Raw genomic sequence first — 1,107 nt, 5'->3', positions numbered from 1 at the left:
TTACTCAACGATCGAAGCAACGATGCCGGCGCCGACGGTGCGGCCGCCTTCGCGGATAGCGAAGCGCAGCTTCTCTTCCATGGCGATCGGCACGATCAGCTCAACATCAACCGTCACGTTGTCGCCAGGCATCACCATCTCGGTGCCTGCCGGAAGCGTCACGATGCCGGTCACGTCCGTCGTGCGGAAGTAGAACTGCGGACGGTAGTTGGTGAAGAACGGCGTGTGACGGCCACCCTCCTCCTTCGTCAGGATGTAGGCCTCGGCCTTGAACTTCTTGTGCGGCTTCACCGTGCCGGGCTTGGCCAGAACCTGGCCGCGCTCGACGCCTTCACGGTCAACGCCACGCAGAAGCGCGCCGATGTTGTCGCCTGCCTGGCCCTGGTCCAAAAGCTTGCGGAACATCTCGACGCCCGTGCAGGTCGTCTTCGACGTCGGACGGATGCCGACAATCTCAAGCTCCTCGCCAACCTTGACGATGCCGCGCTCGACGCGACCGGTCACAACCGTGCCGCGGCCCGAGATCGAGAACACGTCTTCGATCGGCATCAGGAACGGCTTGTCGATCGGACGCTCAGGCGTCGGGATGTAGGCGTCAACCTGAGCCATCAGCTCACGGATCGCGTCTTCACCGATCTTCTTGTCGCCATCCTGAAGAGCCGCAACAGCCGAACCCTTGACCATCGGAATGTCGTCGCCGGGGAACTCGTACTTCGACAGAAGCTCGCGAACCTCAAGCTCGACCAGTTCCAGAAGCTCGGCGTCGTCGACAAGGTCAACCTTGTTCAGGAACACAACAAGCGCCGGAACGCCAACCTGACGGGCCAACAGGATGTGCTCGCGCGTCTGCGGCATCGGGCCGTCAGCTGCCGAGACAACCAGGATCGCGCCGTCCATCTGCGCGGCACCCGTGATCATGTTCTTCACATAGTCGGCGTGGCCGGGGCAGTCGACGTGCGCATAGTGGCGCGCTGCCGTCTCATACTCAACGTGGGCCGTCGAAATCGTGATGCCGCGAGCCTTCTCTTCCGGCGCAGCGTCGATCTGGTCATACGCCTTGAACTCGCCAAAATACTTCGTGATCGCTGCCGTCAACGACGTCTTGCC

Annotated in this window: 1 protein-coding gene; it reads right to left on the bottom strand. The window is 62.1% G+C overall.

From position 1 onward, the window contains the following. A partial coding sequence (gene tuf / locus ACODTY_RS24055) for an elongation factor Tu (protein WP_488996692.1) occupies positions 1–1,107 on the bottom strand: 1,107 nt, incomplete at its 5' end.

It is taken from the genome of Mesorhizobium sp. FG116 (assembly GCF_057809835.1).
Note: the sequence above shows the minus strand (reverse complement) of the source record. Positions and strands in the feature narration are given on the sequence as shown.